Genomic DNA, 19,930 nt, shown 5'->3' with positions numbered 1-19,930 from the left:
CTCCGGTCGCCGTGCCGCCATCCATGAGGGAAGTTGACTGATTTGGTCTGGCTATCCTTGACGGCGGTCAAGCGGTGAGCGCGCCGACCGTCAAAACAGAAGGGGCCCGGCGTCATCCGCCGGGCCCCTGCCTTGAGACCTATGCACCGCTCTCCGCGGTCAGGTGAAGCCCAGACGGCGCGGCAGCCACAGGGCGAGGTCCGGCCAGACCACGACGGCCGCCAGCGTCAGGAACAGGGTCAGGATCAGCCACAGGACCCAGGGCACCGTGCTCTCGATGGAGCAGCCGGTCAGGCGGCAGGTGACCATCAGGTTGACGGCCATGGGCGGCGTGAACTGGCCGATGGCGATCTTCAACGTCAGCAGCACGCCGAACCACACCAGATCCCAATGATAGGTTTCCGCGATGGGGATCAGCAGCGGCAGCAGGATGATGAAGGTCGACACGCCGTCCAGGAAGGTGCCGATGATGATCAGCATGACCATCAGCAGCGCCATCACCCCGTACTCGCCGATGCCCAGGTTCACGATCCCCTTGGCGATCGGGTCGATGATGGACAGCGTGCTCATCGCCCAGCCGAACACGCTGGCGAGTGCCACGACGCTCAGAATCACCGCGGAGATCTCCGCCGCCTCGACCATCATGTCGTAGAGGTCGCGCAGCTTGACCGTGCGATAGACGACCATGCCCAGCAGCAGGCCGTAGACCACCGCGACCACCGCGGCCTCGGTCGGCGTGAAGGCGCCGAAGCGCAGGCCGCCGAGGATCAGCACCTTGGCGAACAGGCCGAGGAAGGCGTCCTTGAAGCTGGCCCAGAAGGGCGGGCGCTTTTCCTTGGCATGCTCGCGCCCCAGGTCGTGGCGGATGGCGAGCCAGAGCGTGGGGATGATCAGCGCCAGCCCGGCCAGCGTGCCGGGAATGATGCCGGCGGCGAACATCGCCGTCACCGGCGCGCTCGGCACCAGCACGCTGTAGATGATCAGCGCGACCGATGGCGGGATCAGGATGTCTGTGGCCGCAGCGGCGGCGATCACTCCGGCGATGTAGGGGCGCGGGTAGCCGGCGCGGATCATGCTGGGCGCCATGACGCCGCACACCGCCGCCGCGATGGCCGGACCGGAGCCGGAGATGCCGCCCATCATCATCGCCACGATGACCGCGATGACGGCGAGCGAGCCGCGCCCGTGGCCGATGATCGCGGTGGCGAAGCGCACCAGCTTCTGCGCCACGCCGGACCGGTCGAAGATGGTGCCGGCCAGCACGAACATCGGGATGGTCAGCAGCGGGTACTTGGCGATGCCCGAATAGACGTTGGTCGGCACCGCCAGCACGCCCAGATGCGCGAGCGCGATGGTGCCCGTGCCGGCCAGCCCCAGCGCCACGGCGATGGGAACCCCCATCAGCAGCATGAAGCCGAAGGTGCCGAACAGCAGCGCGGTGATCATGCCCGTTCTCCCGGCACCGGGTCGCTGGACACGGGAACCGGCGCCGGCACGGCCGCCGGCCCCTCCCTCAACGGTTCCCTGGCGGTCCGCAGCAATCGTCCCAGGGCTCGCAGCACCACGACCACGGCCAGCAGCGGCAGCCAGACCGTGTAGATCCACTGCGGCACGCCGAGCGCCGGCGAGGTCACCTCGAACCGGTAGTCGTCCCAGGTCGCCTGCGTGCCGTACACGGCGAGGATCCCGAACATCGCCATGATGCAGACCGTGGCGAACTGTTCGGCCAGGCGCCGCCGGCGCGGCGACAGCTTGTCGGCCAGGAAGGTGATGCGCATGTGGCGGTCCTTCACCACGGCGACGGAAGCGCCGAGCATGGTCAGGATCACCATCAGGGCGATCGAATATTCCTCGGTGAAGGCCAGCGAGATGTCCGTGAAATAGCGCGCCAGCACGTTGGCGAAGGTGATCAGGGCGATCACCGTCATCACCGCCGCGGCCAGGAACTCTTCAATAGCGATGGGAACCCGCGTCTTCGGGATCGGCGCCGGGGCGGTTGGGTCTCGTTCTGCACTCATTGCCCACATCCAGGTCAAGGGTGGGCAATAATCCCGACGATGCACGCCGCCCGCAAGCAACTTTGCTCGCGCCGGACGCGGGTTCGCTTCAACTTCCTGCCGGTCGGCCCGACGGCGGGAACCCAGGACACACCCGCCGTCAGGCGGAGAGGTTCCTGGATTCCAGCCCCCGTGCCCCATCCGTCACTTCACGAGGGGGCAGCCGCTGTCCTTCGGGTTGATGTAGGCCTGCTCGCCCGGGATGGTCTTCAGGATCTTGAAGTAATCCCAGGCCGCCTTCGACTCGGCGGGCGTCTTCACCTGCGCCAGGTACATGTCGTCGAAGACGCGGCCGTTGTCGGCGATCTTCGCGTTCTTCATCATCATGTCGGTGACCGGCGTGCTGCGCATCTTGGCGGCCACCTTGTCGGGATCGTCGGTGCCGATCTCCTGCACGGCCTTCAGGTAGTGCTTCACCGCCGAGTACACGCCGGCCTGGTTCATCGACGGCTTGCGGCCGGTCTTCTCCTCGAACTTCTTCGACCAGGCGCGGGTCTCGTCGTTCATGTCCCAGTAAAAGGAATTCGCCAGCATCAGGCCTTGCGAGGTCTCAAGGCCCAAGGCGTGGACGTCGTTGATGTTCAGCAGAAGGCCGGCCAGCGTCTGCCCGCCCTGGGGAATGCCGAACTCCGCGGCCTGCTTCACCGCGTTGATGGTGTCGCCGCCGGCGTTGGCGAAGGCGACCACCTGCGCGCCGGAGGCCTGCGCCTGCAGCAGGAAGGAGGAGAAGTCCGACGCGCCCAGCGGATGGCGTACGCTGCCCTTGATGGTGCCGCCCAGCTGCTTGACCGTGTTGGCGGCCTCGGCTTCCAGTGAATGGCCGAAGGCGTAGTCGGCGGTGATGAAGAACCAGCTCTTCCGGCCCTGCTCCATCAGCGCGCGGGCGGTGGAGGAGGCGACGGCGTGGTTGTCCCAGGTCCACAGGAAGCCGTAGGGGCTGCACTCCTTGCCCGTCAGGTCGGTGGAGCCGGGCCCGGACATCAGGAACAGGCGCTTCTTGTCCCGCGTGATGGCCTGGACGGCCAGCGCCGCGGCGGAGTTCGGCACGTCGGCGATCACGTCCACCTTCTCGGTGTCGATCCACTGGCGCGCCAGGTTGGCCGCGATGTCCGCCTTGTTCTGGTGGTCGCCGACGATGATCTCGACCTTGGTGCCGTTGATGGCGTTGCCGAACTCCTCGGCGGCCAGCCGTGCGGCCACGGCGGAGCCCTCACCGTTGATGTCGGCGTAGATGCCCGATCGGTCGGACAGCATGCCGATTTTGATGACGCTGTCCGACATCTGGGCCTGGGCCGCGCCGGAGGCCAGAGCGGAAAAGGCGGCACCGGCGAGGAGGCCGGCGAGAAGCTTCGTGCGCATGTTTCGCTCCCTAATGCTGATTCTTGGTGGTTGGGATTGTCGCCGTTTGAAGGATCAGTGAGTCGTGTAGCCGCCGTCCACGGGAATGACGGCGCCGGTGATCGACGCAGCGGCGTCGGAGCACAGGAAGACGATGGCGGCGGCGATCTCCTCCGGCGGGATCAGCCGGCCGGTCGGCATCTTGTCGAGGAACACCGCCTTCAGCACGCCCTCCTCCGGCAGGCCTGTGACCTGTGCCTGCTGGGCGATCTGCTTTTCGATGATGGGGGTCAGCACCGTGCCGGGGCACACCGCGTTGCAGGTGATGCCGTGCTCCGCGACCTCGATCGCCACGGACTTGGTCAGGCCGATGATCCCGTGCTTCGTGGCGACGTAAGCGGGCTTGTGCGGGGCGCCTACCATGCCGAGGACCGACGCCGTGTTGACGATGCGCCCCCAGCCCCGCTCCCGCATTGCGGGGAGGGCCGCCTTGATGGTGTGGAAGGCGGCGCTCAGGTTGACGGCGAGCAGCAGGTCCCACTTGTCGTCGGGGAACTCGTGCACCGCCGCGACATGCTGCACCCCGGCGTTGTTCACCAGGATGTCGATCGGACCAAGTTTCTCGGCCGCTTGGGCCATCATGGCGCGGGCCTCCTCCGGCCGGCTGAGGTCGGCCCCCGAATAGAGGACCGTCGTGCCGCTCTGTTCGGCAATCCCGGCGCACAGCCGGTCGATCTCCGCACGGTCGCCGAAACCGTTGAGCATCACATGGCAGCCGCGGCTGGCGAGTTCGCGGGCGGTCGCCAGACCGATGCCGGTGGTGGAGCCGGTGACGACAGCGTTCCTGTTTCGCATCTCTGTTTCCTTCCCTTTGGATCTCTTGGCGCGCCGCTCAGAACGCCACTTGGTCGGCGCCCTTCAGGGCGAGCATGGCGCGCGCCTCGGCGGGGGTAGCAACCTCCAGCGACAGTTCCTCCAGGATCCGGCGGATCTTCGCCACCTGCTCCGCGCTGTTCCGGGCGAGCCGGCCCTTGCTGAGGTACAGGCTGTCCTCAAGCCCGACGCGGACGTTGCCGCCCATGACGGCGGCCATGGTCGTGAACGGGATCTGGTGACGGCCGGCGGCCAGCACCGACCATTCGTAGTCCTTGCCGAACAGACGGTCGGCGGTTTCGCGCATGAAGACGAGGTTGCGCTGCTCCGCGCCGATGCCGCCGAGAATGCCGAAGATCGTCTGGACGAAGAAGGGTGGCTTTACCAGCCCGCGGTCGGCGAAGTGCGCAAGGTTGTAGAGGTGCCCGACATCGTAGCACTCGAACTCGAAGCGCGTGCCGCAGCCCTCGCCCAGATGCTCCAGGATGTAGGCGATGTCGCGGAAGGTGTTGCGGAAGATGAAGTCGTCCGTGCTGCGCAGGTACGGCTCCTCCCACTCGTGCTTCCAATCCTTGTAGCGGTCGGCCAGCGGGAAGATGCCGAAGTTCATCGAGCCCATGTTGAGGGAACACATCTCCGGCTGGGCCCGGAGGGGGGCGGCGAGGCGCTCCTGCACCGTCATGTTGAGCGAGCCGCCGGTGGTGATGTTGAGCACCGCGTCGGTCGCCTGCTTGAGGCGCGGCAGGAATTGCATGAACACCGCCGGATCCGGCGTCGGTTGCCCGGTGCGCGGATCGCGGGCGTGCAGGTGCAGGATCGCAGCACCGGCCTCGGCGGCGCCAACCCCTTGTTCGACGATCTCATCCGGCGTCACCGGCAGCGCGTCCGACATGGTCGGGGTGTGGATCGACCCCGTCAACGCGCAGCTGATGATGACCTTCTTCGATGGTGCGGCCATATGACGTTTTCCTATGTGTCCGGCCCAACGGGCCGCTGAAGATTGAGTTCGCGCGATCACTCGCGCTCGATGTCGTCCAGCCGTCGGAGATGGGCCGCCAAGCGGGCGTGGGTCTCGGTCCGCTGCGCCTCCGTCCAGGTCCGGAAACCGGCCCCGGACTTCATGCCGAGCCGCCCGGACGCGACGAGGTCACGCAGCAGGGGCAGCGGTCCGGGCGTGCGGTCGAGGTCCGGCAGGACATGCTCGTGCACCGCGAGCGCCAGGTCGGTGCCGACGAGGTCGGCGTTCTCCAGCGGCCCCAGAACGGCAAGGCGCCGGCCGAAGCTGGCCTTGACCACGGTGTCCACCGTCTCGGCGTCGCACACCCCGTTCTGGACCAGCGCGATCGCCTCGCGCCAGAGCGCGTGCTGCAAGCGGTTGCCGATGAAGCCGGGAACGTCCTTGCGCACATGCACCGGCATCTTGCCGATGGCGGTCAGCAGGTCGATCATCGCGGCGACCGCCGCATCGGCGGTGTCGGCCGTCTGGATGACCTCGACGAGCGGGATCTGGTAGGGCGGGTTCCACCAGTGTGTGCCCATGGCGCGGGTCTTGTCGCGCAGCCGCTCCATGATCCGGGTGATCGGGATCACCGACGTGTTGCTCGCCAAAAGCGCGTGGGCCGGCGCCGCGGCCTCGACCGCCGCGAAAATCCGTTGCTTCAGCTCCAGGTCCTCAGGGACCGCCTCAATGACAATGTCGGCGTGCCCGACGGCGTCCTCCAGTGTTTCGCAGGGCCGGATCCAGTCCGCGGCAGCGGCGTCCATGCCCAGCCCCTGGAGGTTGCGGCGGACATGGCCGAGGATCCCGGCCCGGCGGCCGGGATCGGGCTCCTGGATGTCGACGCGGTGACCGGCGACGGCAAAGGCCTGCGCGATTCCGTGCCCCATCAGTCCGGCGCCGATGATTCCGATACGCTGCTGCGTCATGCCTTGCGCTTTCCCCCCTGTGCAGGTCGTTCGGCCGATTGTTCGCAACGCCCACGTTTTTCTTGAGCGCTAAGTAGCAACAGGCGTGCCAGCGGAAAAATTCGTTGCAATGCAGGGGCTTGATCCATCCGGGCCGGTGATCGGCGCGAGGATTGTTTGCGATTCCGGACATCGCGCCACGGTGTGCGGCGCACGGCCCAGCAAATCAGCGCTTTCGCCGTGTGCCAATTTTTGACAGACAGTGTTCAGATTTTTGACAGGGCGGCGGGAGGCGGGCCATGACGGCGGAACGGGTGACGGCGGAACGCGATGGGCACTTTGCAGCGGCGCGCGCCCTGATGGTGATGATCGACGAAATGATCGACGGTGCCATCCTGGTCGACAAGGACGCGCGCATCGTCTGGTCCAACGACAAGCACGTCTGGTTCGACGACAAGCGGATGGAGGCGCTGGGCATCCGGTCCGTGGCGGACGTGGTCGGGCAGCCCGTCGAACGCCTCATCCCGCACAGCCGGATGCGCGACGTGGTCGAAACCGGTCGCTCCATGCCGCTCGACATCATGCGCTACGGGGAGCACACGCTGTTGGTCAGCCGCCTGCCCCTGCGTGACGAGCGTGGGGAAATCATCGGCGCCATCGCCTTCGCGCTCAAGAACAGCCTCACCTACCTGCGGCCCATCGCGGAGCGCTTCAACAAGCTGCAATCGCGTCTCGCGCGCATGGAAAAGGAACTCGCCGCCAGCCGGGTGCCGAAATACACGGTCGAGAACCTGATCGGCTTCAGCCCGGCGATGCTCCAGGTGAAACGGCTGGTGCGCAAGGCTGGCCAGATCCAGTCGGCGGTGCTTCTGCTGGGCGAGACCGGAACCGGCAAGGAACTGGTGGCGCACGCGATCCATGCGGCCTCGGACCGGGCCGATCGTCCCTTCGTGGGCCTCAACGTCGCGGCCATTCCCGAAAACCTGCTGGAGGCGGAGTTCTTCGGCGTCGCGCCGGGGGCCTACACCGGCGCCGGGCGGCAACCGCGCCCGGGAAAGTTCCAGCTCGCGCACGGCGGCACGCTGTTCCTCGACGAGATCGGCGACATGCCGCTGCCGCTCCAGGCCAAGCTGCTGCGCGTGCTGCAGGAGTGGGAGGTCGAGCCGCTGGGGTCCAACCAAGTCATCAAGGTCGACGTTCGCATCATCGCCGCGACCAGCCGGCCACTGGCGGACATGGCGCGCAACGGCGCGTTCCGGTCGGACCTCTACTACCGCCTCAACGTCTTTCCGATCGAACTCCCGGCGCTCCGCGACCGCCGGGAGGATCTGGAGATCCTCGCCTCCCTCTTTTCGGAACGGACAGCCGCGAGCCTCGATCAGCCGATGCGCGACCTCACGACCTCGGCGCTGGACGCGCTGCGCGGGCACGACTGGCCCGGCAACGTCCGTGAACTGGCCAACGTCATCGAGCAGGTCTATGTGCGCACCGACGGGGAGCGCATTCTGGCCGAGGATTTCGCCGACGTGCTTCCGAGAACCGCCGTCCAACGCTCCGCCCCGCCAACCAGAAAACGTCCGCTCGCCGAAGCGATGGATGAGCTGGAGCGGTCACTCATCCTCGCAGCACTCGACGAGGCGAAGGGCAACAAGCTGGAAGCGGCACGGAGCCTCGGCCTGTCGCGCACCAACCTGTATGCGAAATTGCGCAAGCACGGCATCACCGCGGATGCCGACGCGTAGGCGCCCTCAGGCGCCCTCCTCCTGGTCCACGAAGCTGTCGTTGTCGGTCAGGCGGTGGGCGGTGTTCTCCACATGCCGTCTTGCGGCGGCACGGGCGGCCTCGGGATCGCGGGCGAGAATGGCCTCGTAGATCGCCAGATGCTCCGCCTGGGCGAGCGCCCCGCGGTCGGCCTTCTTCGCCGAACGCTTGCGCGAGATCATGATGTTCTCATGCAGGAACTGGCCGAGGAAGGTGGTGAAGGTCAGATAGTGCGGGTTGCGGGTCGCGGCGCAGATGGCGCGGTGGAAGCGCACGTCCGCATCGACGCCGGCCTCGACCTTCCCGCTTTCGATCGCCTCGGCCACCTTGTCCAGCGCTTTGCGCATGTCGAGGAGGTCGCGTTCGGTGCGCCGTTCCGCGGCCAGGCCGGCGGCCTCCGTCTCGATCCCCATGCGCAGTTCGGCCAGCTTGACGATCTGCTCCGCCGGTTCCAGTTCGCCGTGGTCGATCTGGAACGACGACTGGCGCCGGTTCGACACGACGAACACGCCGAGCCCCTGGCGGGTGCCCAGCAAGCCCGAGGTCTTCAGGCGCGCCACCGCCTCCCGCACCACAGTGCGGCTGACGCCGAAGCTGGGGCCGCTGATCAACGCCCAGGCCGTGTCCAAGGTGCAGGAACTGGTGGACGACGCCATCGCCAAAGGTGCCACGCTGACCGCCGGCGGCAAGCGCCACGCCTTCGGGCCGAATCACTTCGAGCCGACCGTGCTGACCGGCGTCACCACCGACATGCGGGTGGCGCGCGAGGAGATTTTCGGGCCGGTCACCCCCCTCTTCCGCTTTGATACGGAGGACGAGGCCGTGCGCATCGCGAACAACACGGAATACGGCCTCGCCGCCTATTTCTACCGCCGCGAACTCGGCCGGGTGTGGCGCGTCGCCGAACGCCTGGAATACGGCATGGTCGGCATCAACGAAAGCCTGCTCGCCACCGAGGTAGCGCCCTTCGGCGGCATCAAGGAAAGCGGCATCGGCCGGGAAGGCTCCAAGTACGGCATGGATGACTTCCTGGAGATCAAATACATGTGCGTCGGCCTGTAATGGACCGGGTGATCAACCAGAGCAATGCACCACAAGCAGGAAGATCGGGGATGAGCACGCTCACCGTCATCGAAAACACGGCCGGCGCGGATATCGTCACCTCCTCCAAGATCTACCCGACGGCCATCGCGCCAACGGCGCCGGAGGTGCGCGTCCACGTCGTCCACCGCAGCGAGGACACGGGCCGCACCGCCGGCGTGTGGGAACTGACCGTCGGCAAGTGCCGGCTGGAGCGCACCGTCGACGAGGTGTTCGTCCTGCTCTCTGGCGTCTGGGTCCTCACCGCCGACGGCACGGTGACGACCTTGCGGGCCGGCGACACGGCCTTGCTTCCCAAGGGATGGAAAGGCATCGGCGAGGTCGTCGAGACCGTGCGCAAGGTCTACGCGACCTTCCCGTCCCCGGCGTGATGTGTTGGGCGTGATCTATTTGGCCAGGAACTCCAGGAAAGGAAAATTCTCGAAATCGAACCAGACGACGGCCGGCGTCGTCCCGGATCGCGCCAGCCAGTCGTGAATGCAGTAGGGCGCGGCCTGATCCAGACCCCAGTAGGCCCGCCCTTCGTCGAAGTGCCAGCCGATGTAGGAAACGGCCAAATCGAGGAACGCGGCGGCTTTGGGTGTGCGGTTGAACGCCATGAAGCCGGCCAGGACGTCGCGCGTCGGCCCGCGTCCGCTCCGGTCCTTCATCATGGCGATGTCCCAGGATGGGCATACGCCCATCGCGGCGCCGGGATCGTCCAGGAACAACGTATCGACGTCCACCTGAACGACCGGTCCCTTTCCGTCCCGGATCAGGTCCCTTGCCACGGCAAAGCGCGCGGAAGCGAAATAGGTCAGGCGTGCGGGATCGGAAAGATGGCTCAGATCGATGGCCTCGCAAGAACAGGACAGCCTGCCGCTGGAGGTTCCACCCAGCCGCTCCAAGGCATCCATTGTTTCCGCGGATGGGTTGACGACGTGGACGTGCAGGGCGCAGGATCCCGCACGCTCAAGGAACGACGCCATGAAGTCCGAACCGAAGCGCCGCCAATACACCTCATCGCATCCCACCAGCACGATGGGCCGGCCATCGGACACGGGCGGCGCGAGCGTCCGGCGGGCCGCCGACCTGAACAGGCGCGGCGCAAACCCGCTCAAACGCTCGTAAAACCGCGGATCGCCTTGGACCTGGGACCAGACCAGCAGTTCGAAATCGCCGGCCACCTCCTCCGGGGAAAAGAGTCGGGCATGCTTGCGGAAGAAACGACACGCCACGTCCATCCGCTTCTGGCGGTAGAGATTGTAGCAGACGACCGCCAGCGCCGCGGTGTGGCGCGGGCCGTTCTTCAGGACCGCCCGCGCGAAGCGCGCGGTCAGCGCCAAGGTCGGATCATCGAGGATACCGTTTTGCAGCGCGAGCATGGCGGTGCCGAAGCTGTTTTTCAACGCGTCGGCGTGGCCACCCTGCGCCGCCCGCAGGAAAAGCGCGATCGCATCGCGCATCCTGGCCGGGTCAACCACGTGGCGGCTGTTCCCCGGGTTGGCCGCCAGAAGCCCGCTGGTGGAAAGCTTGCAAACCCCCAGCCGATACAGGTGGGCGGGGTGGCTCGGCTCACCGTTCCCGAGCCGTTCGTAAACCACTTCCGCATCCGCCGCCTTCCCTTGCGACAGCAGGCAATCGCCAAGCCGTAGGAGAAGAGCCTCCTGGTCCGGAGCAAGCCGACAGGCCCGCCGAAGCGCGGCGGTGGCGGCCTCCACCCCACCGGCATCCAGCAGCACACCGGCCAGATTGCCGAACGCCTTCGCCCAGGCCGGATCGAGCGCGGCGGCGCGCCGATGGCAGGCCACCGCGCGCTCGCCCTGCCCTTTCGCCCGAAACGCGGCGCCAAGGTTATCGTGGTAGGTTGCGCAGAACGGATCGTGGCCGATGGCGGTTCCGATCAGGTCGACCGCGCGCGCGTGGTCGCCGGCCTGATGGTGAAGCACGCCGAGAAGATGCCAGGCGTCGGCCACCGACGGGTCCGCGTCGAGTATCCTGCCGTAAATCTCCGCGGCTTCCTGAAGGCGGTTGCTCTGGTGCAAACCGACGGCGATCCGCAGAGCTTCGGGAATGGTGGTCATCAACGAAAGGCTCCGCCGCACGACAAGGCGCGCCTGATCGCATCATCATGCCACCATCGCACGTCAACCCCATATTAAATACGCCATCTTTTAGATGTTACCTATAAATTCTAAAATACCAATGCATGTTTTTCATGGACAACGGCCTGTTTGAAGACGTGCCGCGGGAGAAGGGACAAACCGACGGAAGCAGTCGGACGACCATACCCACGGCGGATCGACATGCCGCAGGGTGGAAAGCTCTGCAACCACTAGCCGTGCTTTGGGCGAGGCGCTACTGTTCCCCGTGCCGCAGCAGCAGGATTAACCCGTGCCTTTCCGCGCCATCGTCGCCGCTTTCCGCAAACGGCCCGCCTCGGACATCGCGAATGCCGAGGATGCCCTTGCCGAAGCGCTGGCTGGAACGTTGGCCGAAACACTGGCCCGAACGCTGTACATCGATGTCGAAGCGGACCGCGCCGGACAACCGCGCTTGGTGGGTGCGGTGCTCGGGGATCGCTCACCCTTCCGCTGGGAGGGCCGGGGCAAATCGGACCTCGCCGGGCTGGATGAGTTGGCGGCTCTGGCCCTTCGCGCCGGCCACATCGCCGGCCACAACATGCTGGCGCATGACCTGCCGATTCTGCGCGACGCGGTGCCCGGCCTGGGCGCCCTGGCCCTGCCGGTGATCGACACGCTGCTGTTGTCGCCGCTGGCCTATCCGGCCAACCCCTATCACCGGCTGGTCAAGGACTACAAGCTGGCGAAGGAGACGCTGAACGATCCGGTGGCCGATGCCCGCCTGTGCCGCACGCTTCTGCACGACATCGCGGATGCCCTCACCCGTCTGGCCCGGGAACAGCCGGACGTCGCCGGCTTCCATCGCTTCGCCCTGTCCCATCCGGAGCATGCGGGAATGGCCGACCTGCTCGGCCGGCTGGGTGCGGCGCTTCCCCCCTCGCCCGCCGCCGCGCTGGCCACCTGGAGGCGCGCCGCCGGCGATGCGGTCTGCGCCACAGCCGCCGCCCGCCTGACTCCAGCCCGGATCGCGGCGCCGGAGGCGCGGCTGCCTTTCGCCTACGCGCTGGCATGGCTGACGGTCGCCGGTGGCAGTTCCGTCCTGCCGGCCTGGGTCTGGCACCGTCACCCGGACACCGCGCGGATCCTGGCGGACCTGCGCGATACACCCTGCGGCGACGCCGCCTGCCCCTGGTGCGGAGGGGCCTTCGACGCGGTAGGCTGGCTGGCGCAGACCTTCGGCTTCGACTCTTACCGGGCCGAGCCCGCCGCCCCGGACGGCGGAAGCCTCCAGCAGCGGATCGTCGAGGCCGGGCTGACCGGCCGCCCGCACTTGGCCGTGCTCGCCACCGGCGGCGGCAAGTCGCTGTGCTTCCAGGTGCCGGCGCTGGCCCGCCATCACCGCACCGGGGCGCTGACCGTGGTGATCTCGCCCCTGCAGGCCCTGATGAAGGACCAGGTGGACAACCTGGAAGCCAAGACCAAGCGCCCGGTCGCCGCCGCGCTGTACGGCGCCCTGACCCAGCCAGAGCGCCTGGCGGTGATGGAGCGGGTGCGCCGCGGCGAGGTGGCGATCCTCTACGTCTCGCCGGAGCAGCTGCGCAACCCTTCTGTCACCCGCACGCTGGAGGCGCGGCAGATCGGCGCCTGGGTCTTCGACGAGGCCCATTGCCTGTCCAAATGGGGGCACGATTTCCGCCCGGACTATCTCTACACCGCACGCTTCATTGCCGAGCTCGCCCGGCGGCAGAGCACCGCGCCGCCGCCCATCTGTTGTTTCACCGCCACGGCGAAGCACGAGGTGGTGGAGGAGATCCGCGCCCTGTTCCGCGACCGGCTGGGGCAGGACCTGACCCCCTTCGCCGCTGGCGTGGACCGCGCCAACCTGACCTTTGCCATCGAATCGGTCTGCGCCGACGACAAAGAGGAGCGGATCGACGAGCTGCTCGCCGAGCATCTGCCGAGCCGCGACCCGACCGCCTGCGCCGTGGTCTACGCCGCCACCCGCCGCCGCACGGAGGAGCTGCGCGACGCCCTGGCCGGACGTGGCTGGGCGGCGGCGGCCTTTCACGCCGGCATGAAGGTGCCCGCCAAGCAGGAGGTGCAGGCGGGCTTCGTCGACGGCTTGATCAAGGTGGTCTGCGCGACCAACGCCTTCGGCATGGGCATCGACAAGGACACGGTGCGGCTGGTCGTCCACGCCGACGTGCCGGGGTCCCTGGAAGCTTATCTTCAGGAGGCCGGCCGCGCCGGCCGGGATCGCCAGCCGGCCGCCTGCGTCCTCCTCTACGACCCCGCCGACCTGGAAACGCAGTTCCGACTGTCCGCCGCGTCGGAGCTTACCCGGCGCGACGTCACCCAGGTGCTGCGCGGGGTGCGCAAGCTCTCCCGCACACTCGGCCGGGACGAGGTGGTGACGACCACCGGCGAGCTGATGGCCGACCCCGAGCTGCGGTTCGGCTTCGACGCGGAGGACATGGACGCCGACACCAAGGTGAAGACGGCCCTGTCCTGGCTGGAGCGCGCCGGCTTGGTGGAGCGCAACGAGAACCGCACCTGGGTCGTAACCGCCCGACCCCGCCTGTCCTCGACCGAAGAGGCGCGCCGGCGCATCGCGGCACTCGGCCTGCCGGATGTCGGCATCGCCCGCTGGACGTCGATCTACCGCGCGCTGGTGGCGCACGCCATTGATCCCGAAGACGAAACCCTGCTGACGGTGGATTCCCTGGCGCGTCTGCCGGCGCTGGAGCCCGCTGCTCCTTCCCCGCCGCAGGAGACGACCGGGCGCGTGCTGTCCATCCTGGGCGCGATGGCCACGCATGGGCTGATCGAAAGCGGCCCGGTGCTGACGGCGCTGGTGCGGCCGACGGGAAGCAACGCCTCATGCCGGGTGTCGGGGCAGCTGGCCGCGATCGGCCGCGACCTGATCGACCTGATGCGGGAGGAGGCGCCGGACGGCACTCCCTCCATCCTGACGCTCAACGCCTGCACCCAGCGCCTGCGCGACCTCGGCCGCGCGGAGGCACAGCCGGACGTCGCCCTGCGCCTGTTGAAGAGCCTGGGCGAGCTGGACCGCGCGGCGCGCCTGCGGCTGATCCCGCTCGCCCGCGGGCGCTACCGGGTCTGGCCGTCCGGTCCCTGGGACGCGCTCGCCGAGGCGTTCCGGCACCGCACCGCGGTGGCCGGGGTCGTGCTCGACCGCTTGCTCCCCAAGGTCAAGCAAGCGGACACAGGCGGCAAGAGCGTCGTCAGCTTCACCATGGAGGAACTGGCGGAGGCCGTCCGCGGCGACGCGCTGTTGGCTGCCGATCCGCAGGATGCCTTCGCCGCGGCGGAGGCGGCGCTGCTCCTGCTGCACGATTGGAAGGCGATCGTCCTGCAGAGCGGCCTTTCGGTGTTCCGCCAGGGGCTGACCCTGCGCCTGCCGGCCGATGCCAGGGGCCGGCGCTACACCAAGGACGACCACGCGCCACTGGCGCGCCATTACCAGGGGCGCACCTTCCAAATCCACGCGATGGGCGAATTCGCCACGCTGGGCCTAAAGGAGCCGGGCCAGGCGCTGGCCTTTGCCGCCGACTACTTTTCCCTGCCGGAGGACCGTCTGGTCGAGCGCCATTTCCGCAACCGCCGGGCCGAACTGGGCCGGCCGGTGACCGGGGACTTGTACGACCGCATCGTCACCAGCCTTGGAAACCCGGCGCAGCAGGCCATCGTCACCGCGGGCGTCGGGCGCAACCTGCTGGTCCTGGCCGGGCCGGGCTCCGGCAAGACGCGGGTCATCGTGCACCGCTGCGCTTGGCTGATGCGGGTGCAGCGCGTGCCGGCGCAGGCGATCCTGGTGCTGTGCTTCAACCTTTCCGCCGCCCTGTCGGTGCGCCGGCGGCTGCGCGCGCTGATCGGGGACGAGGCGGCGTGGGTGGATGCCCACACCTACCACGCGCTTGCCATGCGGCTGGTCGGGGCGACTTTCGCCGGGCGGGTGGAGCGCGCCGCCGATGGGGCCGCAACGCGCGCCGCCTTCGATGACGTGATCCGCGACGCCACCGCCCTTCTGCGCGGCGAGCGCGACTTCCCCGGCCTGGACGCCGAGGACGTGCGCGAACGGCTGCTTGCCCGCTACCGCTACATCCTGATCGACGAGTATCAGGACATCGACGAGGACCAGTACAATCTGGTCAGCGCCATCGCCGGCCGGCAGGAAAAGGACCCGGAGGCGCGCATCGCCCTGATGGCAGTCGGCGACGACGATCAGGCGGTGTACGGCTTCCGCGGTGCCGACGTGGCTTTCATCCGCCGCTTCCGGGACGACTACAACGCCGACGTCCACCACCTGCTGGAAAATTATCGGTCCAGCGAGGCCATCGTCCAGGCGGCCGCGACGGTGATTGCCGCCAACCGCGGGCGCATGAAGGAGGGGCAATCCCTGGGCGTGAACAAGGCCCGCGCCCGCCTGTATCCCGGCGGGCGGTGGCACGCGCTCGACCCGGCTGGCCGGGGGCGCGTCCGGGTGCTGGCGGTGGAAGGCGCCGCCCACCAGATCGGAGCCGCCTTGGCGGAGGTGCGGCGGCTGCGCGCGCTGGCTCCCGAAACGGATTGGGCGGACTTTGCCGTGCTTGCCCACAACCGCGCTGAGTTGGCCCCTTTCCAAGCTCTGTGCGAGCGCGATGGCGTCCCGGCCGATCCGGCGTTCGAAGAGAACGGGAAGGCCTTTCCCCTCCATCGCCTGCGTGAGGTGGTGGCGATGTTCGACCGGCTGCGCGACCGGAGTTCGCGGGTGGACGGGGCATGGCTGCGGGCGCAGGCCAACGCGGCGCGGGCGGCGCTGGGGCCCTCGCCCTGGTGGGCGGTGGTGGATCATCTGCTCGAAGCTTGGGATCGCAAATACGCAAATGCCGCGGCGGAGCCCGAAGCTTCCCGCGAGACTTTCTACGAGGCGCTGGTCCAGATGCGCCGCGAGCGCCCACCGGTCGGCGGCCTGTTCATCGGCACGCTGCACGGCGCCAAGGGGATGGAGTTCCGCCACGTCGTGATCCTGGACGGCGGCTGGAACCGGTCCAAGGGGGACGCGAACCAGGAAGAGGAGCGGCGGCTGTTCTACGTCGGCATGACCCGCGCGCGCGAGACGCTGTGCCTGGTGCGGCGCGCCGACGTGCGGAACCCGCACCTGCCCCTGTTGGACGGGCTGGACCTCGACCGCGCAACGGCGGGCGGCGATGGACGGGCGGAGCAGGCTTTGCTGAACCGCAGCCGCAGCGTGCTCGGACTTGGCCATCTGTTCATCGACTTCTCCGGCCGACGTGGTCCCGACGATCCGCTGCACTGTGCGCTGGCCACCCTCCGCCCCGGCGACCCGGTGCGCCTGGAGGCGGTGCAGGATGGCCAAGCCGTGGTGCGGGTGCGCGCGACGGGCGGCACCGAGATCGCCCGATTGGCGACGGACGCCGCGGCGATGACGTGGTTCCGCCTGGTGCCATCGGTGGAAGAGGCCCGCGTCCTGGCCGTGGTGCGCCGATACCGGTCCGACGCGTCGGCGGAATGGCGCGACAAGCTTCGCGTGGACAGCTGGGAGGTTCCCATCATCGAGGTGTGGACGAGAGCCGCGCGTTGAGGCAAGTGCAGGCGCACAACAAAAAGCCGGCGCTCCTCGTGGGGAGCGCCGGCTTTTGGTGTGTTCGTGAAGACGTGCAAGTGACGTGCGAGCGTTGTCCAACCGGCTGGGTGTTGGCGTGTGCCGTGGTGACCTGGCGGCGACCTACTCTCCCACGTCTTGAGACGCAGTACCATCGGCGCTGAGGCGTTTCACGGCCGAGTTCGGAATGGGATCGGGTGTTGGGAGCCTCGCCATGACCACCAGGTCACCAAGGCACACGCGAGCCATCCAACCGGACGGGCTGTCTTGTAAGTGAGGACGTTTGCTTCTTGCGGCGGAGTTGCGGTGTTTTGTGTGTGGGCTGGCCGCTGCGCGTGGCGCGGCGGCGATGGGATCAAGCCGATCGAGCGATTAGTAAGGCTCAGCTTCGGGCGTTGCCGCCCGTCCACATGCCTCCTATCGACGTGATGGTCTGTCACGGCTCTCAAGGGAGTTCTGGTTTAGAGGTGGGTTTCCCGCTTAGATGCTTTCAGCGGTTATCCCGTCCATACTTAGCCACCCGGCGATGCGACTGGCGTCACAACCGGTCCACCAGAGGTATGTCCATCCCGGTCCTCTCGTACTAGGGACAGATCCTCGCAAAACTCCGACACCCACGGCAGATAGGGACCGAACTGTCTCACGACGTTCTAAACCCAGCTCACGTACCACTTTAATCGGCGAACAGCCGAACCCTTGGGACCTGCTCCAGCCCCAGGATGTGATGAGCCGACATCGAGGTGCCAAACGACTCCGTCGATATGGACTCTTGGGAGTCATCAGCCTGTTATCCCCGGCGTACCTTTTATCCGTTGAGCGATGGCCCGTCCACGTGGGACCACCGGATCACTATGGCCGACTTTCGTCTCTGCTCGACTTGTCGGTCTTGCAGTCAGGCTGGCTTATGCCATTGCACTCGTCGAGCGATTTCCGACCGCTCTGAGCCAACCATCGCGCGCCTCCGTTACACTTTGGGAGGCGACCGCCCCAGTCAAACTACCCGCCATGCAGGGTCCCGAACCCGGATCACGGGTTGCGGTTAGATGCCAGAGACCTCAAGGGTGGTATTTCAAGGGTGGCTCCACCCGAGCTGGCGCCCGGGCTTCCTAGCCTCCCACCTATCCTACACATGAGATCCCTAGCACCACTGCAAAGCTGTAGTAAAGGTGCACGGGGTCTTTCCGTCTGACCGCGGGTACTCCGCATCTTCACGGAGAGTTCAATTTCGCTGAGTTGGTATTGGAGACAGCGGGGAAGTCGTTACGCCATTCGTGCAGGTCGGAACTTACCCGACAAGGAATTTCGCTACCTTAGGACCGTTATAGTTACGGCCGCCGTTTACCGGGGCTTCGGTTCGAAGCTTGCACCTCTCCCCTTAACCTTCCGGCACCGGGCAGGCGTCAGACCCTATACGTCGCCTTGTGTGGCTTCGCAGAGCCCTGTGTTTTTAGTAAACAGTCGCTACCCCCTGGTCTGTGCCCCCCGCCCGCGCTTGCGCACGAACGGGGCCCTCTTCTTCCGAAGTTACGAGGGCAATTTGCCGAGTTCCTTCAACACCATTCTCTCAAGCGCCTGGGTATGCTCTACCAGTCCACCTGTGTCGGTTTCGGGTACGGTCTATACGGTGGGGCTGTTTCCTGGAACCCCTCTACAGCATGTCCAATCCGATCAGGACATACACGCGTTGGAATTCGTCACACACCACCAGGCCCAGGACTATTAACCTGGTTCCCATCGACTACGCCTCTCGGCCTCGCCTTAGGGGCCGGCTCACCCTGCGTGGATTAACCTTGCGCAGGAACCCTTGGACTTTCGGCGACAGTGTTTCTCACACTGTTTGTCGCTACTCATGTCAGCATTCTCACTTCCGATACCTCCAGGCACCCTCGCGGGGGCCCTTCGCAGGCTTACGGAACGCTCCGCTACCACGTATCTTGCGATACATCCGCAGCTTCGGTACACGGCTTGAGCCCCGATACATTTTCGGCGCAGGCCGGCTTCACTAGACCAGTGAGCTATTACGCTTTCTTTAAAGGATGGCTGCTTCTAAGCCAACCTCCTGGTTGTCATGGCCTTCCCACATCCTTTCCCACTTAGCCGTGATTTGGGGACCTTAGCTGGCGGTCTGGGCTGTTTCCCTCTCGACGATGGACCTTAGCACCCACCGTCTGTCTGCCGGACTGTGCTCCACGGTATTCGGAGTTTGGTTAGGTTTGGTAAGGCTCGCGCCCCCCTAGCCCATCCAGTGCTCTACCCCCGTGGGCAATCGTCCGACGCGCTACCTAAATAGCTTTCGCGGAGAACCAGCTATTTCCCGGTTTGATTGGCCTTTCACCCCTAGCCACAGGTCATCTCCGACTTTTTCAACAGGCGTGAGTTCGGTCCTCCAGTGCGTGTTACCGCACCTTCAACCTGCCCATGGCTAGATCACCGGGTTTCGGGTCTGAAGCCTGCAACTCTGACGCCCTGTTCAGACTCGCTTTCGCTGCGCCTTCGCCTACCGGCTTAAGCTCGCTGCAGACTCCAAGTCGCTGACCCATTATACAAAAGGTACGCCGTCACGGCGCAAGGCCGCTCCGACTGCTTGTAGGCATCCGGTTTCAGGAACTGTTTCACTCCCCTCGTCGGGGTGCTTTTCACCTTTCCCTCACGGTACTGGTGCACTATCGGTCACTGAGGAGTACTTAGGCTTGGAGGGTGGTCCCCCCATGTTCGGACAGGGTTTCACGTGCCCCGCCCTACTCGAAGACCTCTTCCGGTTTACCCGTACGGGGCTATCACCCGCTCTGGCCCGCCTTTCCAGACGGTTCCGGTTATGTAGAAGAGGCCATTGGCCTGGTCCGCGTTCGCTCGCCACTACTAGCGGAGTCTCGGTTGATGTCCTTTCCTCCGGCTACTTAGATGTTTCAGTTCGCCGGGTTCGCCTCCCCACCCTATGGATTCAGGTGAGGATACCGCAAAAGCGGTGGGTTGCCCCATTCGGAGATTCACGGATCAAAACCTGCTCGCGGTTCCCCGTGACTTATCGCAGCGTGCTACGTCCTTCATCGCCTCTCAGTGCCAAGGCATCCACCAGATGCCCTTCAGACGCTTGATCCTCATCAGCGGTTGCGCCACGCGCAGGGGCAAGCCCACACCACGCACACAACATCGCCGCAAGATGCTTGGACCATCGAACCAACCCCACCAGGGGCCGGCCCGAGGTC

11 protein-coding genes, 2 rRNA genes and 1 pseudogene are annotated in these 19,930 nt (G+C 66.6%); 4 read left to right on the top strand and 10 right to left on the bottom strand.

The window, feature by feature from the left end; translation table 11 throughout:
• Positions 1–159: 159 nt before the first annotated feature.
• From M2351_RS28035 to M2351_RS28010, 6 genes are all read right to left on the bottom strand, one after another.
• Positions 160–1,446, bottom strand: coding sequence for a TRAP transporter large permease (locus M2351_RS28035; protein ID WP_264659319.1), 1,287 nt, complete (start codon positions 1,444–1,446; stop codon positions 160–162).
• Positions 1,443–2,018, bottom strand: a complete 576-nt coding sequence (locus M2351_RS28030; protein WP_264659318.1) for a TRAP transporter small permease — start codon at positions 2,016–2,018, stop codon at positions 1,443–1,445. Before M2351_RS28030 ends, M2351_RS28035 begins: the two co-directional genes overlap by 4 nt.
• 183 nt (positions 2,019–2,201) lie before the next feature.
• Positions 2,202–3,416: an ABC transporter substrate-binding protein gene (locus M2351_RS28025; RefSeq protein WP_264659317.1), complete on the bottom strand. Its 1,215-nt coding sequence runs from the start codon at positions 3,414–3,416 to the stop codon at positions 2,202–2,204.
• A 54-nt stretch (positions 3,417–3,470) separates the two neighbouring features.
• Positions 3,471–4,250 carry a 3-hydroxybutyrate dehydrogenase gene (locus tag M2351_RS28020; protein ID WP_264659316.1) on the bottom strand — a complete coding sequence of 260 codons (780 nt, stop codon included), beginning with the start codon at positions 4,248–4,250 and terminating at the stop codon, positions 3,471–3,473.
• A gap of 37 nt (positions 4,251–4,287) precedes the next feature.
• Positions 4,288–5,226: a BKACE family enzyme gene (locus tag M2351_RS28015; RefSeq protein ID WP_264659315.1), complete on the bottom strand. Its 939-nt coding sequence runs from the start codon at positions 5,224–5,226 to the stop codon at positions 4,288–4,290.
• 56 nt (positions 5,227–5,282) lie between these two features.
• Entirely contained in the window at positions 5,283–6,194 is a 912-nt protein-coding gene (locus tag M2351_RS28010; RefSeq protein ID WP_264659314.1) for a 3-hydroxyacyl-CoA dehydrogenase family protein, read from the bottom strand.
• Between the two features lie 278 nt (positions 6,195–6,472).
• On the opposite strand from M2351_RS28010, the gene M2351_RS28005 reads away from it, so the two are divergent.
• Positions 6,473–7,915, top strand: coding sequence for a sigma-54 interaction domain-containing protein (locus tag M2351_RS28005; RefSeq protein WP_264659313.1), 1,443 nt, complete (start codon positions 6,473–6,475; stop codon positions 7,913–7,915).
• A gap of 6 nt (positions 7,916–7,921) precedes the next feature.
• Here M2351_RS28005 and M2351_RS28000 read toward each other — a convergent pair whose 3' ends face one another.
• Positions 7,922–8,470: a FadR/GntR family transcriptional regulator gene (locus tag M2351_RS28000; RefSeq protein WP_264659312.1), complete on the bottom strand. Its 549-nt coding sequence runs from the start codon at positions 8,468–8,470 to the stop codon at positions 7,922–7,924.
• Between the two features lie 61 nt (positions 8,471–8,531).
• Here M2351_RS28000 and M2351_RS27995 point away from each other — a divergent pair.
• Both M2351_RS27995 and M2351_RS27990 read left to right on the top strand, forming a co-directional pair.
• Positions 8,532–8,996, top strand: a pseudogene (locus tag M2351_RS27995) (aldehyde dehydrogenase family protein); the annotation flags it as partial.
• A gap of 50 nt (positions 8,997–9,046) precedes the next feature.
• Positions 9,047–9,406, top strand: coding sequence for a cupin domain-containing protein (locus tag M2351_RS27990; RefSeq protein ID WP_264659311.1), 360 nt, complete (start codon positions 9,047–9,049; stop codon positions 9,404–9,406).
• Positions 9,407–9,421: 15 nt separating this feature from the next.
• Here M2351_RS27990 and M2351_RS27985 read toward each other — a convergent pair whose 3' ends face one another.
• On the bottom strand, positions 9,422–11,098 hold the full coding sequence (locus tag M2351_RS27985) for a tetratricopeptide repeat protein (protein ID WP_264659310.1): 1,677 nt from the start codon (positions 11,096–11,098) through the stop codon (positions 9,422–9,424).
• A gap of 310 nt (positions 11,099–11,408) precedes the next feature.
• Between M2351_RS27985 and M2351_RS27980 the strand changes: the two genes are divergently transcribed.
• On the top strand, positions 11,409–16,703 hold the full coding sequence (locus M2351_RS27980; protein WP_264659309.1) for a RecQ family ATP-dependent DNA helicase: 5,295 nt from the start codon (positions 11,409–11,411) through the stop codon (positions 16,701–16,703).
• Between the two features lie 131 nt (positions 16,704–16,834).
• Here the strand turns inward: M2351_RS27980 and rrf are convergent.
• Both rrf and M2351_RS27970 read right to left on the bottom strand, forming a co-directional pair.
• Positions 16,835–16,950 (bottom strand): 5S ribosomal RNA (rrf, locus tag M2351_RS27975).
• 125 nt (positions 16,951–17,075) lie between these two features.
• A 23S ribosomal RNA gene (locus tag M2351_RS27970) occupies positions 17,076–19,821 on the bottom strand.
• Positions 19,822–19,930: the final 109 nt, after the last annotated feature.

Source organism: Azospirillum canadense, from assembly GCF_025961225.1.
Classification (GTDB): Bacteria; Pseudomonadota; Alphaproteobacteria; order Azospirillales; family Azospirillaceae; genus Azospirillum; species Azospirillum canadense.
Note: the sequence above shows the minus strand (reverse complement) of the source record. Positions and strands in the feature narration are given on the sequence as shown.

Excerpts from the sequence above, each read along its gene's own strand:
- M2351_RS28035 (WP_264659319.1), bottom strand. The coding sequence starts at position 1,446 with ATGATCACCGCGCTGCTGTTCGGCACCTTCGGCTTCATGCTGCTGATG.
- M2351_RS28030 (WP_264659318.1), bottom strand. The coding sequence starts at position 2,018 with ATGAGTGCAGAACGAGACCCAACCGCCCCGGCGCCGATCCCGAAGACG.
- M2351_RS28025 (WP_264659317.1), bottom strand. The coding sequence starts at position 3,416 with ATGCGCACGAAGCTTCTCGCCGGCCTCCTCGCCGGTGCCGCCTTTTCC.
- M2351_RS28020 (WP_264659316.1), bottom strand. The coding sequence starts at position 4,250 with ATGCGAAACAGGAACGCTGTCGTCACCGGCTCCACCACCGGCATCGGT.
- M2351_RS28015 (WP_264659315.1), bottom strand. The coding sequence starts at position 5,226 with ATGGCCGCACCATCGAAGAAGGTCATCATCAGCTGCGCGTTGACGGGG.
- M2351_RS28010 (WP_264659314.1), bottom strand. The coding sequence starts at position 6,194 with ATGACGCAGCAGCGTATCGGAATCATCGGCGCCGGACTGATGGGGCAC.
- M2351_RS28005 (WP_264659313.1), top strand. The coding sequence starts at position 6,473 with ATGACGGCGGAACGGGTGACGGCGGAACGCGATGGGCACTTTGCAGCG.
- M2351_RS27990 (WP_264659311.1), top strand. The coding sequence starts at position 9,047 with ATGAGCACGCTCACCGTCATCGAAAACACGGCCGGCGCGGATATCGTC.
- M2351_RS27985 (WP_264659310.1), bottom strand. The coding sequence starts at position 11,098 with ATGACCACCATTCCCGAAGCTCTGCGGATCGCCGTCGGTTTGCACCAG.